Source organism: Syntrophomonas wolfei subsp. methylbutyratica, assembly GCF_001570625.1.
Classification (GTDB): domain Bacteria; phylum Bacillota; class Syntrophomonadia; order Syntrophomonadales; family Syntrophomonadaceae; genus Syntrophomonas; species Syntrophomonas methylbutyratica.
On sequence record NZ_BBQT01000012.1, the window covers coordinates 75341 to 88624 of the forward strand.

A 13284-nucleotide genomic window follows, 5' to 3' on the forward strand; every position below is an offset into this window, starting at 1 on the left:
TGCTTAAAAATAAAGATACAGATCCCTTCGAAATCAAATTATAATGCTTGAATGAAAGGCGGTGGTGAAATGGAACCTATACCGTTGGACCGATGGTGGATGATTATGAAAAAAAGAAAATGCGGGAAGGGTGTATTTTATTGCCGTAATAGTGCTTAAACCCTTCTCGAGAAGGAGGGATTGAACCGTGATCAAAACCTATTTCTACAATGAACAGGAAGATCGCATGTTTCATGATGTAGATCTGGCTAACGCCCCGGACCTTTTGGTTTCACCGAAAAACCTTCTCTGGATAGATATTTATGATTGTTCTGAAAGAGAATTGCAATATATTGGAGATATATTTAATTTCCATCCCCTGACCTTGGAAGACTGTCTACAGGAAGAGAATCCGCGGGCCAAAATTGACAGATATGATGATTATTACTTCTTTGTATTTCATGCCCTGAATTATTTTGAAGAAGCCGAAGAAGAAGATGAGATTTCCAGCATCGAACTGGATGTATTCCTGGGTCCCAACTATATCGTAACTATACATCCCATAGCCCTTTCTGCAGTGGGAAAAATTGCTCGTATCTGTTTAAAGGACAGCAGGTTTATGACCCGAGGTCCGGATTATTTATTACATGCCATTGTTGATAATATTGTTGATGATTCCTTTCCTATTTTGCAAAGGCTAGGGGAAAGAATCGATAAACTGGAAGATAACATATTCCTGCAAAAGGGACAAGTGATAACTGAGGAAATACTGACTCTGAAGCGGACCCTGATTCTCTTGCGTAAGGTACTTATTCCTCAGCGACATATATTTGCCAATATTTCTGGCCGCTACTCCTTCTTTGCGCGCAATGAAAACATTCCCTATTATTTGGATTTAGCGGATAACTTGAATAGTATTTTGGATACGGTCAATACCTTCCGCGATCTAGTAAACAGCTCAACGGAAATATATTACTCGGTCTTATCCGGGCGCACCAGTGAAATTATAACGATATTAACGGTTATTACAGTTATCATGATGCCCTTGACGGTTATTACCGGTTTTTACGGTATGAATGTAAAGCTTCCGGGGGAGGCTAACCCCTATAGTGTATGGTATATCAGTCTGGCTATGTTTAGCCTGGCTTTGGGCATGCTGGGTTTTTTCCGTTTCCGGAAATGGTTATAACGAGGTGAAATATATCCTCGCTTCTCTAAGCTAAATTTCTGCCACTATCCTTCCGGTTTCCTCCAAACAATAATCCCCCAGGCCCTCTAATTCTGATTTGAAGGCGGCGGAATTAATGATATCCAGAGCCGCCCTTATTTCAGCCTTATCATGGTCCTCTTTTCTTATTACCAACTCGTATCGTTCTTTTTGCAAGGGAATAAACTCAATACCCCGAACTTGCATGGCAGCCTTCTCATTACCTAAAGCCAGGTCTGCAGTTCCCCGGGCTACGGCACTGGCCACAGCCAGGTGTGATGTTTCTTCCCTTTTATAGCCATTAATCTTACGCCGATCAAGTTTCATTTGATATAGGTGCTCGTCTAAAAGCACCCGAGTACCACAGCCGGGTTCCCGGTTAATGAAACGAAGATCAGGAAGGGTCAAATCTTCCCAACCTTTAATTTCCAGGGGGTTGCCGCGGGCAACATAAAAGCCTTGTTGGCGCATGGCCAGGTGTATTATCAAAGTAGGTATACCAGGAACCATGCGGCGGACATAAGGTATGTTATAACTATCACTGTCACTATCCCAGAGATGGATACCAGCCATATCCGATTCACCCTGATAAAGCTGGAGAAGACCGGCAAAACTGCCAATATTATGGCGAAAGGCCCGGCAACCCTGGCTATGGCTTTCCAGGTGGCGGCTTAAAACATCTAAAAGCAGATCTTGTCCGCAAATTACCAGGCCTGGAGCGTTAGAAAGGTAATCCTGTCGGGCTGCTTGCGGCTTGGATGATGCTTCAAGTGTATCGATTTCTTTATATTTATATTTTTTGCCTTGCTTTATATAAGCATCCACATCCCGCTGCTCAATCCGAATCTTCCGACCTATACGATAGGCCGGCAATTCTCCTCGCTTTACCATTTCATATACGGTATATTTAGTTATTTTTAATATTTTTGCGACTTCTTGAGGAGTTAAAGAACGGTCTTCTTTCATAATTGTCAAAACCTCCAAACTTGATGATTATTCTAGCATAATACAAGCCTGATGCAAAGTTGTGTTATCTTCTGTTGAAATATGTTATATTAATAAACATAAACATTCATAAACCCACGAAAGGAAACATAAGCTAAAATCTTGTATAGTTCCAAGAAACGGTATTTATGCTTTTCGAGAAGCATTAAAAAAGAGCTGGCGCGAATATATAAAAGGAGGGGGGAGGATAAGCCATGCCCTCTTTATAGGGTATTTTGCCATAAGTTATTAAAATAATTAGTTCTAGTTTTTAATTAATGAATCGTGCCAGACCCTTTCCCGTAATAGGCAAACAAACTAAGGAGGAATTATTAAATGCGACATAACAAAAAGGCAAAAGCCCGGATTAGCATTTTAGTGGCGTTGATTTTTGTGCTCTGTATGGCGGGAAGCGCTTTTGCGGCTAATCCGGCAGCTACTGGAAATCTGGTATGGAAAGCTGGGGATCAATGTTCGGTTAATGCCAGTGCGTTAAACTTCAGAACCGGTCCGGGAATGAATTATAAGGTTATAAAATCCTATACCCGGGGAAGTTTGATGACCATTGCCGAAAAATCAGGTGATTGGTATAAAGTGACCGCAGCGGACGGAAAAGCCGGTTATGTATTTGGCCGTTACTTGCTTACTGCTACTGAAGCTCCCACTCCGGTCAAGGCGGCGCCCAGTGTCACTACGTCCAAAGCAGAAGTTACAGCAGAGCCTCAGGCTAAAGCGGTATCCGGTGAACTCATTATCTCTGCTGCTGCCAGCCTGACTGATGCCATGAATGAGATGAAAGGCCTCTATGAGAAGCAAAACAAAAATGTAAAACTTACCTTTAACTTCGGTTCATCGGGTGCCCTGCAGCAACAGATTGAACAGGGTGCTCCCGCTGATGTGTTTATTTCTGCTGCCACCAAGCAAATGAAGGCCCTGCAGGACAAGAAGCTCATTGTAGATGAGAGCTGTAAAAATCTCTTGAAGAACCGTTTGGTATTAGTTGGTCCCAAAGATTCGGCCAAGGTCAAAGGCTTTAGCACGCTGAAGGAAGCTTCGCTAATCGCTTTGGGCGAACCTGATTCGGTTCCCGCCGGGAAATATGCCAAGGAAACCCTTACTAAAATGGGTTTGTGGGATGCAGTAAAGGACAAGGTGGTTTATGCCAAAGATGTAAGACAGGTTTTGGCTTATGTGGAAAGCGGCAATGTTGAAGTTGGGATGGTTTATCTGACCGATGCCAAGATATCGGACAAGGTGCAGATAATCAGCATAGCAGAAGAAAATACTCATACCCCCATCGTATACCCGGCAGCAGTAGTTAAAGCCAGCAAGAACCCGGAAGCGGCTCAGAGTTTCGTAGATTTCCTCAGTAGTGACGCCGCTAAAGATGTATTTGCCAAATACGGTTTCTCGCTGGTCAAATAGTGCTTAAGGATAGACGGTAAGGGCGGTGTAATCATGACCGAAGCTGAATTAATTCCGATATGGATTTCGCTTAAAACAGCGGGCACCGCAACCTTAATTACCTTTATCCTGGGCATTGCTGCCGCTCGTTGGATGGCCTATGGAGATTTTAAGGGCAAGAACCTGCTGGATGGCTTGTTTATTCTTCCCCTGGTCTTGCCCCCCACTGTTTTAGGTTTTGGACTTTTACTTATCTTTGGGAAAAACGGCCCCCTGGGGCAATTATTGTTGTATTTTGATAAAACGGTGATATTCTCCTGGTCGGCAACAGTAATTGCTTCCACCGTGGTAGCTTTTCCTCTGATGTACCAGGCTACCCGGGCTGCTTTTGAACAAATACAGCCCAACCTGGAAGATGCGGCCCGCACCCTGGGGGCCAAGGAATGGACCGTATTTTGGAAGATCAGTATGCCGCTGGCCTGGCCGGGTATAGCTGCCGGAACCATTCTGGCCTTTGCCCGTTCCCTGGGTGAATTCGGAGCCACTTTGATGCTGGCGGGGAATATCCCGGGAAGAACCCAGACCGCGCCCCTGGCAATCTATTTCGCGGTGGAAGCCGGGCGATCGGACCAGGCTCTGAAATGGGTACTGGCCATTCTGCTAATCTCCTTTGCCAGTATCATTGCCTTGAATTACTGGAAAAGCCGCCAGTATTCTTCCTGGAGGAACGGTCAGCCCGTGGTAAAGGAGGTAGTGATTGATGCTGGATATAGAAATTAAGAAATCACTGCCTGGCTTTAAATTGGAGGTATCTTTTGCCGTGGAGCGAGAGATACTGGCTATTTTAGGACCCTCTGGCTGCGGCAAGACCATGACCTTAAAGTGTATTGCCGGTCTGATACAGGCCGATGAAGGGCGGATAGCCCTGGATGATAGACTGTTGTTTGACTCCGGCAGCGGGGTTAATATTAAGTCCCGGGAAAGAAATATGGGTTTTGTTTTTCAAAATTATGCTCTTTTTCCCCATATGGATGTTTTTAACAATATCGCCTTTGGCATACGGCAATTGCCGGTAGAGGATATTAAAGAAAAAGTCAGACTATGGCTGCAAAAAATGCGTCTATCCGGTTTGGAAAAGCGTTTTCCCGGGCAGTTGTCTGCCGGGCAACAGCAGCGGGTGGCCCTGGCACGGGCTCTGGTTTCCGAACCGGAAGTGTTGTTGCTCGATGAACCTTTTTCCGCATTGGACAGTATTGTTAAAGAGCGCCTGGAGGAAGAACTCCTGGAAATTCATGAATTCTTCCCCGGCCATATTCTTTTTGTAACTCATAACCTGGCCGAGGCTTATAAATTAAGTTCTAAGATAGCAGTGTATGAAGCCGGGCGTTTGCTGCAATTCGGAGAAAAAGAAAAGGTAGTAAACCGGCCTTCCAACCGAGTCGCAGCTCGCCTGACCGGGGTCAAGAACTTTCTCCCGGCGGTTGTCCAGGAAGTAGAGAGTAGCAGCCTGAATCTGGAATTGAGTGGCCTGGGAACCAGGCTCAAGGCGGGAAAAGTTCCAGGAGAAAAATGGGAATCGGGGCAGGTAGTTAATTTGGGCATACGCCCAGAGTATATTCGGATTAATGACAATGGGGAAAACCTCATCGCAGTTCTGGTGGAAGAGGTCATAGAAGAGATATCCAGTTATATAATCCGCTGCTCGCTTGCAGGAAGCGGGGGCGAAAAGATTTTAGAAGCACGAATACCCCGAACAGAGGCTGTTAATCTTAGCCAAGGCGATAGCTGCCAGTTCTGCTTACCGGCGGACAAAATCTTTATTATGCTTGAATAAAACTGGATTATTAATCAAGCAGGTTAATAATACAACTCTCCTTTATAAGCCCCTTTCAGGGGCTTTCTTTTTGCGGGGGGAGCAAAGTAAATTTTTCGATGCTTATAAGGCTATTTGCGGCGGCAAACAGGTGATTTTCAAGTTCATCCTGCTTGGATGATAAGCTTACCAGGCCCCCACCCCTTACTTTTTTCATTACTTATTAGTAAAACTGTCTAATGATTCTACGGCATCTACCAGGCTCATAAAAGCAGAGTGGAGATTTTCCTGGCTTAGCTCCCAAACCGTTCGCTCCTCCCGGGGCAAATCATGTATCCTTTCTCAAGTGGGAATAGGATCGGCAATATGTTCATAACCGAAATAATCGGCCAGGATAGATAATTGCTCTATGTTATGCTCCCATTCCTTGGTATTTATCTTGTTGGGCAGAATAAGGTCAATTCCGCCGGCATTTATCCTGGAAGCTCGCCACAATTCCTCCAGGTTTTTTAATTCCTCCAGTTCATTAGCAGCGGTGAGATCGCTGCAGACTATTAAAGCATCAGCCATAGCACTTAGCCATTGGCAATCTTCGCTGGATGCAGGTGTTAATAACAGGTAATCATAGGTCAGTTTCTCCAGGTGAGGTGAGTAATCTGCTGTTGCAGAGTCCTCCGGTTTTAAAAGGAGTTGCAGCAGGTCTATACCCAGGCGAGAGCTGAATATTTTGGCCTGGGCTTTATCTTCTAAAGGCTTTGCCGCATTCGTTCCAGTCTCTTGCCGGTCAATACCCAGCCAATAGCGCAGCTTTTTATTATTTCCGGTATCTCCAATCAATACCCGGTATCCTTTACGGCTTAAACCACTGGCCAGGTTAACCGCCACCGTTGTTTGCCCGCAAGCGGGACGATTAGAAATAATCATTATAACTTTTATCAAAGTCCAACCTCCATGCCCGCTATGCGGCTTTCCTAATCATAAAAGGGGGAAGACCCACCCCATCCTGGCATTTACTAAAGATTTAAAATAACTTATTCTACCCCCAGTATATCATAAACAGAATTTTAGCCATTAAATATGTCCTCTTATTAATTACTGGATTTCTGCTACCATTCGAAATACACTTCAACCATACACCACCCCTCAATATGTTAACATGATAATAACAAATGTTAAGTTAAGTCCCGCGATATTCTGGCTCAGGACCTCCCGGCTTCAGCAGTCTCCCTGCATGCCTTGCGTAAGCAGGCCGGAGAAAAATATGATGTATCCGTCTTTTCCCTGGCCAACTCCCTGGTTGACCTGTACCCGGATAAATTCGCCGTGGTGCAGAGTGATGGGCAAACCGAATACATGAATAATCTGATCCCTGGGCGGAGTAGATAAAGAGGAATAGCATAACGGAATAAAGGCTACTCTTTAGGGTAAAATTGCAACAAAAAAGTATTGATATGCTACAATGCGATAAAAGGTACTAAAAATTACGGAAAGCAAAATCACTTATTTTTTCTTGAAGAAGAGGTGAAAAACATGGGTACTGATGAAATCCTAAAACAGGCATTAAAGCTTAAAATTGAAGAGAGATTCATACTGGTGGAAAGTTTAATCAAGAGTATAGATGAGCCTGACCGGAAGCTTGATGAGTTATGGGCAGAGGAAGCAGAAAAAAGACTTGCGGCATACAGAGAAGGAAGGTTGGAAGGTATTCCAATGGAAGAGGTGTTTAAAGACGAAAGATGAGGGTTGTGTTTTCGAATTATGCAAAACTGGAACTGGAAGATGCAGCGCGTTTTTATAACCTTCAACATGCTGGGCTGGGCAATAGATTCAAGGTTGAAGTAAAAAACGCTGCTTTGCGAATTGCTAAGTATCCTACAGCATGGTCGAATGAAAGTGGTGAAGTGAGAAAATATCTCCTTCATAAATTTCCATACAAATTACTGTATTCAATAGAAAGTGATCACATTTTTATAATTGCAGTAGCGCACCAACACCGAAAACCAAACTACTGGGTAGAAAGAGACGAGTTGTGATTTCATGCGGAAATTTAGACACCTGTAAACGCAAATATAACGAGGAATGCATGGAAGGTGCTATGTAAAAATTACTTAGGCTATGATTCGAGGTGTTTCCCAATCAAACAAATACTAGACAACCGACGTCGGGGAAATGTCGGTGATTACCTGGTGGATAATATTGATAAAAAAGCTAAGCTATCCATCGTATCAGCTTACTTCACCATCTACGCTTATAACGAATTAATGACCCAGCTAAATAAGATAGAGCAGTTGCGATTCCTTTTTGGTGAACCCACGTTTGTCCGGGATGAAAACCTTAAAGAGAATCCACCATTAAGACTCTGAACACCACTATAAATCGAGAAACATCTTTGCCCATAGAATGGAACATCATGTGCAGATTCAACAGCTCCAGCAGCAGTTGGATGCTTTAATAGCTCAATTAAGCGAGGTGTGCTAAACAAGAATGAACAAATTTGATGGTAAGACTATGGATTTAGTTCAGCAAAACATTGATGAACTTAAAAAGCTTTTCCCCGAGGCCTTAACCGAAGGTAAAATCGATTTTGACCAGCTTCGGCTCCTGCTCGGTGATGAAGTCGATACCGGCAAAGAGAAATATGAGTTCACTTGGCCGGGTAAGAGCGACTGTATTCGGTTGTCCCAGCAGCAGTCCACGGGAACACTGCGACCTGATAAAGAATCCAGTAAGGATTGGGGTACCACCCAAAACCTTTACATAGAAGGTGATAACCTGGAGGTATTGAGGTTATTACAGAAGGCTTATCATCGAAAAGTGAAAATGATATACATAGACCCACCTTATAATACAGGTAATGATTTTATTTATGAAGATGATTTTCGGGATAATGTTAAGAACTATAAGGAAAAAACAGAACAAGACATGATGGCGAAACCTGCAAATTCAGGTAGGTATCATTCTGATTGGTTAAATATGATGCATCCGAGATTAAATTTGGCAAAAAACTTGCTGAGAGATGAGGGGGTAATATTTATAAGTATTGATGATAATGAAGTAGATAATTTAAAGAAGATTTGTAACGAAATATTCTATGAATATAATTTTGTTGAGCAATTAATATGGAAGAGACGATCTACACCGCCCAATGACCGAGTAATAGGTAAAAATCATGAGTATATTCTTGTTTATGCAAAAGACATTGAAAAAATGGAATTATATTTGCAACCGCGTAGTGAAGGAATTAATTCAAGATATTCTAATCCAGACACTGATCCAAGAGGAGATTGGGTAGCATCAGATTTAAGTGCCAATGGAAAAGGTGGAAGACTAACTGAAAGCTGCATATATCCGATAAAAAATCCTATTACTCGAGAAGAGTATTATCCACCACAGAACAAATGCTGGTTATACAATGAGGAAAAAATGACGGGATTAATTAATGAAGGAAGAATTGGTTTTAGAGCTAATTCTGGTGCTCCATTCCTGAAACGGTATCTGTCGGAAGTTAGACAGGGGGCTACTTTACCGACAATTATTGACAATGGAGGATTTTCATCTGATTCTGCAAAAGAAATAAAGGATATTTTTTCAAAAGATGTTTTTGAATTTCCTAAGACAACTAAACTGTTGAAGATTTTAGTGCAAACGGGGTCAGTAAATAATGATATTATTCTGGACTTTTTCTCTGGATCGGCCACTACTGCCCATTCTGTAATGCAACTAAATGCTGAAGATAACGGTAACCGCAAGTTTATAATGGTGCAATTACCTGAGCCTTGCAGTGAAGACTCTGAAGCTTACAAAGCCGGTTTCTCCAATATCTGCGAAATCGGCAAGGAACGTATCCGCCGTGCCGGTGAGAAGATAAAAGAAGAAAACAAGGACAAAGAAGGTATTGAAAACTTGGATATAGGCTTTAAGGTATTCAAGCTGGATACTTCAAACCTTAAGGCATGGGACCCGGATGTTGAAGAACTGGAAGAAACCCTTAAAGGAATGGTTGATCCCATTAAAGAAGGTCGTACGCAGGAAGATATGCTATACGAGATTATGTTGAAATACGGCATAGACCCGACCATGCCGCTGAAAGAAATTCAGATAAAAGGTAAGACTGCTTATTCCGTTGGCCTGGGCTATATGATTGTCTGTCTGGAAGATGGTCTGACCCTTGACGTTATCGAAGCTATTGGTGATATGAAACAGTCCGGCCAGGAAATAGCCCGGGTAGTTTTCCGGGACTCCGGTTTTGCCGATGATAATGTCAAAACTAATGCCGTGCAGCTGTTAAAGAAATTCGGCGTTGAAGACTTCCGGACCATATAGCGAGGTGATAGGTGATGAAACTAAAATTTGTTTCCGACCAACAATTCCAGTTGGATGCCGTTGCCTCAATAACCGATATCTTTCAAGGTCAGGCGGTAAAACAGACTAATTTCTCAGTTGCTTCCACTATGGGCAGTGGCGCTCAGGGTGAATTAGGTTATCAGATTGAGCTGGGTTACGCTAATAAACTGGACCTGCTGGATGATGAACTTCTTGAAAACATTAATCGTATTCAACTGCGCAACGGCTTACCTAAAAGCACTGATATCCAGGGGCGCAATTTTACTATAGAGATGGAGACCGGTACCGGTAAAACCTATGTTTATATTCGTACTATCTATGAGCTTAATAAGCTTTACGGATTTACCAAATTTATTATCGTTGTTCCTTCAGTAGCTATCCGCGAAGGGGTTAATAAATCCCTGGAGATTATGGAGGAGCATTTTAAGAGCCTCTATGAAGGCGTCAACTGTGACTATTTTATCTACGATTCCTCCAAACTGGGCCAATTAAGAACCTTTGCTACCAGTTCCAATATTCAGATTATGGTTATTAATATTGATGCCTTCCGTAAGAGCTTTGTGGATCCTAATAAACCTGATAAAGCTAATATCATCCACCGCGAGCATGACCGCATGAACGGGCGCAGGCCGATTGAGTTTATCCAGCAGACCAACCCCATTGTAATTATAGATGAACCCCAGAGTGTGGATAGAACCGATAAAGCCAAGGAAGCTATTGCATCCTTAAATCCCCTTTGCACTTTACGCTATTCTGCTACCCATGTAGAAACCTATAATCTGATGTATCGCCTGGGACCGGTAGATGCTTATCAAAAAAAATTAGTGAAAGAAATTGTGGTAGACAGCATTAAGGAAGCCGGAAACTTCAACCGGCCGTATATTCGCCTGGTATCGGTCAAAAACAGCAATGGCTTCCAGGCCGTTCTGGAACTGGACATAAAGAACCGTTCCGGGGTGGTACAAAGAAAACAAAAAACAGTTAGAGTAGGGCAGGACCTGTTTGATATATCCGGGGAAAGAGAAATTTATTCTGGTTATATTATTAACAACATTGACTGTTACCCTGGTAATGAGATGGTGGAATTCACTAATGGCAGCCACCTGCACTTAGGAATGGAAATGGGCAACATCAGCGAGGATGATATAAAACGGGGTCAGATCAGTGCTACCATTAAACACCACCTGGACCGGGAACTGCGCCTAGTTCCCCAGGGAATAAAAGTCCTTTCCCTCTTTTTTATTGACCGGGTGGACAACTACCGCATATATGATAGTAACGGTAATCCCCATAAGGGCAAGTATGCCCTTATGTTCGAGGAAGAATATAGTAAGCTGATTAAACTCCCCAAGTACCGCACCCTTTTTGAAGACCATAGTTATATGCTTAATGACGATACATCCATGGTTCATGACGGCTATTTTTCCATTGACAAAAAGGGAAGAATCAAGGATACACGTGGTAATACCCTGGCTGACCATGACACCTATAATCTGATAATGAAGGAAAAAGAAAAACTGCTCAGTTTTGAAACCCCGTTGCGTTTCATCTTTTCCCATTCAGCCTTAAAGGAAGGCTGGGATAACCCTAATGTCTTTCAGATATGCACCTTAATAGAAGCCCGGGAAACCCTTACCCGCCGACAAAAAATTGGCCGCGGCCTGCGCCTTTGCGTCAATCAAGAGGGGGAAAGGATATTTGACCCCCAGATTAACACCTTGTCAGTTATGGCCAATGAATCTTTTGCCGAATTTGCGGAAAACCTGCAGAGCGAAATGGAGGCCGAAACCGGTGTCAAATTTGGCTTTATTGAGAAACATGCCTTTGCCGGTATATCCTATACCGACGACTCCGGGAAAATTGAAAACCTGGGTTATGAAGCATCAGAGAACCTGTGGGGTTTTCTCTTAGAAGAAGACCTTATTTATACAACTGGAAAAGTTAAACCGGAATTAAAAGAACAAATTGCCAATGATACCTTTCAGGTGCCGCCAGAATTTGAGCATGTAGAGCATGGAATAAAACAGGTAATACGGCAGTCGCTGAATAAACTGCCCATACGCAATCACAATAACGAAGTTACTGCCCAGTTGAACAAACGGGTTTACCTGGGACCGGAGTTTGAATCCCTGTGGAACCGCATCAAATACCGCACCACTTATTCAGTTGCTATGGATATTGAAAAACTGGCGCGAGAATGTGTGGATGCCATTAACAAAATGCCTGCCATACCTAAAATTCGCCTGATTCAGGAGAGTGCCCGGATTGATATTCAACAATCAGGTGTTTCCGGAGAACTGACCAGTGTGAAAGTTCTCGACCAGATTGACATCAAACATTCCCTGCCCGATATCCTGCGTTATCTCCAGGATGAAACCAGGCTGACCCGAAGAACCATAGTAAGAATTCTCATCGAAGCCCGAAGGCTGGAGGATTTTAAAAATAACCCCCAGAAGTTCATGGAAGCTGCAAGTGACATCATCAAACAAAAGATGAAACTAATGATTGCCGATGGTATCAAATACGAACGAGTTGGCGATCTGGAATTCTACCGGCAGGAACTGTTTGAAATGCAGGAACTAAAAGGCTACTTAAAATCCAATGCAATAAAAGTAGAAAAATCAGTTTATGACTACCTCATACTGGATTCCAATACGGAAAAAGAATTTGCCCAAATGTTGGAACAGGATGACGAAGTAAAAGTCTACACCAAACTGCCCCCCAAATTTATCATAGAAACCCCCATCGGCAACTACAACCCGGACTGGGCAGTGCTGGTAGACAAAGACGGCACCGAAAAACTGTATTTTGTAGTAGAAACCAAAGGCAGCACTGACAGCGGCCAGTTAAGACTATTTGAAAACTATAAGATAGAGTGCGGCAAAAAACACTTCGCCGCCCTGGAAACCGGAGTTACTTATGAAGTAGCCGAAGATTATGCGGTGTGGAAGTTGGGAATTTAACTTTTAATGGTAAAAGTCGCGATATAGGAATTTTTAGTCAAAGTGACGGGGTTATTAATTAATGTCTATGTTCATCTTGTTAGGTTCTTGTATAATTGAGCAGATATAGATGGACGGACACTGCAAACAGCGTTCAGGCTCAGGCCCAATTATCAAGTCAGGCATATTTTGGGTTTTTGGCAGCAAACAAATGCAATCTACCAAAATATGTTAATATGTTGTATGCTATTTCTATCATGTATGAAATCACAAGGATTTCTATGGCATAGCAATAGATTATTATATTATAGTTCCCGGAAGATGCTTAAAGTGTTGGACGACAAACTGAGGGCGGTAGAAACTGCAAAATAAAATAGCATAAAAAGAGCAAGTTGACGACAGTTTAAAACCGGGGCGACAGTTTGATAACGGGTAAACAACACAATCGGGTTCTTAGCAAAAAGTCCAATAAACGAAGTAATAGTACCGATAATGGGAAAATATTCCGATCCGCCCAGATGCAGATGGTTTGTGCTCAAATGGGCTGTTCCCTCATACACTCCCCTCCCTTTCAGGCCAACACGCGCGGGAAAATTGAAAGGTTTTTCCGC

12 protein-coding genes are annotated in these 13284 nt (G+C 42.9%); 9 read left to right on the forward strand and 3 right to left on the reverse strand.

All coding sequences use genetic code 11. The annotated features are described in order from the left end of the window. Positions 1 to 187: 187 nt before the first annotated feature. Positions 188 to 1168 carry a magnesium/cobalt transporter CorA gene (gene corA, locus AWB54_RS09830; protein ID WP_061214432.1) on the forward strand — a complete coding sequence of 327 codons (981 nt, stop codon included), beginning with the start codon at positions 188 to 190 and terminating at the stop codon, positions 1166 to 1168. A gap of 30 nt (positions 1169 to 1198) precedes the next feature. Here corA and AWB54_RS09835 read toward each other — a convergent pair whose 3' ends face one another. Next, positions 1199 to 2152 (reverse strand): helix-turn-helix transcriptional regulator, encoded by a 954-nt coding sequence (locus AWB54_RS09835; protein WP_061214433.1) that lies wholly within the window; start codon positions 2150 to 2152, stop codon positions 1199 to 1201. 354 nt (positions 2153 to 2506) lie between these two features. Between AWB54_RS09835 and modA the strand changes: the two genes are divergently transcribed. The 3 genes from modA to AWB54_RS09850 are packed head-to-tail and all read left to right on the forward strand — an operon-like array spanning position 2507 to position 5408. After that, positions 2507 to 3595 carry a molybdate ABC transporter substrate-binding protein gene (modA, locus tag AWB54_RS09840; protein ID WP_201785619.1) on the forward strand — a complete coding sequence of 363 codons (1089 nt, stop codon included), beginning with the start codon at positions 2507 to 2509 and terminating at the stop codon, positions 3593 to 3595. 33 nt (positions 3596 to 3628) lie between these two features. Continuing rightward, the gene (gene modB / locus AWB54_RS09845) at positions 3629 to 4354 is read left to right on the forward strand and encodes a molybdate ABC transporter permease subunit (RefSeq protein ID WP_061214434.1); all 726 of its coding nucleotides are present in this window, start codon (positions 3629 to 3631) and stop codon (positions 4352 to 4354) included. Further along, positions 4335 to 5408, forward strand: a complete 1074-nt coding sequence (locus tag AWB54_RS09850; protein WP_061214435.1) for a sulfate/molybdate ABC transporter ATP-binding protein — start codon at positions 4335 to 4337, stop codon at positions 5406 to 5408. Before modB ends, AWB54_RS09850 begins: the two co-directional genes overlap by 20 nt. A 321-nt stretch (positions 5409 to 5729) precedes the next feature. Here AWB54_RS09850 and AWB54_RS09855 read toward each other — a convergent pair whose 3' ends face one another. Beyond that, entirely contained in the window at positions 5730 to 6326 is a 597-nt protein-coding gene (locus tag AWB54_RS09855; RefSeq protein WP_061214436.1) for an AAA family ATPase, read from the reverse strand. Positions 6327 to 6623: 297 nt separating this feature from the next. Between AWB54_RS09855 and AWB54_RS15940 the strand changes: the two genes are divergently transcribed. The 5 genes from AWB54_RS15940 to AWB54_RS09880 all read left to right on the forward strand — a co-directional run bounded on the left by AWB54_RS15940 (position 6624) and on the right by AWB54_RS09880 (position 12694). Beyond that, positions 6624 to 6773 (forward strand): hypothetical protein, encoded by a 150-nt coding sequence (locus AWB54_RS15940; protein WP_160328942.1) that lies wholly within the window; start codon positions 6624 to 6626, stop codon positions 6771 to 6773. Between the two features lie 144 nt (positions 6774 to 6917). Next, complete coding sequence (locus AWB54_RS09860) at positions 6918 to 7127, forward strand: addiction module protein (RefSeq protein WP_061214437.1); 210 nt, start codon at positions 6918 to 6920, stop codon at positions 7125 to 7127. After that, positions 7124 to 7420: a type II toxin-antitoxin system RelE/ParE family toxin gene (locus AWB54_RS09865; RefSeq protein WP_061214438.1), complete on the forward strand. Its 297-nt coding sequence runs from the start codon at positions 7124 to 7126 to the stop codon at positions 7418 to 7420. The genes AWB54_RS09860 and AWB54_RS09865 overlap by 4 nt, the downstream gene beginning before the upstream one ends. A 451-nt stretch (positions 7421 to 7871) precedes the next feature. Further along, positions 7872 to 9710 carry a site-specific DNA-methyltransferase gene (locus tag AWB54_RS09875; protein ID WP_061214440.1) on the forward strand — a complete coding sequence of 613 codons (1839 nt, stop codon included), beginning with the start codon at positions 7872 to 7874 and terminating at the stop codon, positions 9708 to 9710. A 14-nt stretch (positions 9711 to 9724) separates the two neighbouring features. Continuing rightward, on the forward strand, positions 9725 to 12694 hold the full coding sequence (locus tag AWB54_RS09880) for a type III restriction-modification system endonuclease (RefSeq protein WP_061214441.1): 2970 nt from the start codon (positions 9725 to 9727) through the stop codon (positions 12692 to 12694). A 284-nt stretch (positions 12695 to 12978) separates the two neighbouring features. Here the strand turns inward: AWB54_RS09880 and AWB54_RS16335 are convergent. Then, a partial coding sequence (locus AWB54_RS16335; protein ID WP_235811154.1) for a hypothetical protein occupies positions 12979 to 13284 on the reverse strand: 306 nt, incomplete at its 5' end.

Bases quoted from the DNA above. Each gene is read 5' to 3' on its own strand.
- AWB54_RS09835 (WP_061214433.1), bottom strand. From the start codon at position 2,152: ATGAAAGAAGACCGTTCTTTAACTCCTCAAGAAGTCGCAAAAATATTA.
- AWB54_RS09865 (WP_061214438.1), top strand. From the start codon at position 7,124: ATGAGGGTTGTGTTTTCGAATTATGCAAAACTGGAACTGGAAGATGCA.
- AWB54_RS09880 (WP_061214441.1), top strand. From the start codon at position 9,725: ATGAAACTAAAATTTGTTTCCGACCAACAATTCCAGTTGGATGCCGTT.
- AWB54_RS09875 (WP_061214440.1), top strand. From the start codon at position 7,872: ATGAACAAATTTGATGGTAAGACTATGGATTTAGTTCAGCAAAACATT.
- AWB54_RS09860 (WP_061214437.1), top strand. From the start codon at position 6,918: ATGGGTACTGATGAAATCCTAAAACAGGCATTAAAGCTTAAAATTGAA.
- AWB54_RS09850 (WP_061214435.1), top strand. From the start codon at position 4,335: ATGCTGGATATAGAAATTAAGAAATCACTGCCTGGCTTTAAATTGGAG.
- modA (WP_201785619.1), top strand. From the start codon at position 2,507: ATGCGACATAACAAAAAGGCAAAAGCCCGGATTAGCATTTTAGTGGCG.
- modB (WP_061214434.1), top strand. From the start codon at position 3,629: ATGACCGAAGCTGAATTAATTCCGATATGGATTTCGCTTAAAACAGCG.